1 protein-coding gene is annotated in these 528 nt (G+C 42.4%); it reads left to right on the forward strand.

Annotated features, from left to right (window positions below; genetic code table 11):
* The first annotated feature begins 7 nt into the window (after positions 1–7).
* A complete protein-coding gene (gene mutT, locus R7Z77_RS28230; protein WP_318137422.1) occupies positions 8–406 on the forward strand; it encodes an 8-oxo-dGTP diphosphatase MutT in 399 nt (132 codons plus the stop codon).
* The last annotated feature ends 122 nt before the right edge of the window (positions 407–528 follow it).

Here is a 528-nt window from a genome sequence, read left to right on the forward strand (position 1 = left end):
AATATCCATGAAAAGAATTCACATTGTTGCAGCGATCATTTTCAATCAAGATAAGTCGCAAATCTTTATTACTAAACGTCCTGATGATAAACATAAAGGTGGTTTTTGGGAGTTTCCGGGCGGTAAAGTCGAGCTAGGAGAAACAGTTGAACAAGCGATGGTTCGTGAGCTTGAAGAGGAAGGGGGGATTCGAGTGATTGAACAAGCACCGTTTGAACACCTTGAATACGATTACCCAGATAAGTCACTAAAATTTGATTTTATTACCGTCTCTCAGTTCGAGAACGAACCTTATGGTCGAGAAGGTCAAGAAGGGCGCTGGGTCGCAGTTGGTGAATTAGGGGATTACACCTTCCCTGAAGCGAACGTGCCTATCTTACAACGTGTCGTAAAAGAGTTTGCTTAAGCCCAATGAACGTGCTTGTGGTTAACACAGTATGTTGTTAGTTTAAAAAGATACAGCGAAACGAAAGAGAACGAGAAGCCTCGTTATCCAGAGAAGGAGAGAAAGCGCAATGGTTCGTATTG

Source organism: Vibrio sp. 1401, assembly GCF_033340295.1.

Coding starts and splice junctions, on each gene's coding strand:
- mutT (WP_318137422.1), top strand. CDS start 8: ATGAAAAGAATTCACATTGTTGCAGCGATCATTTTCAATCAAGATAAG.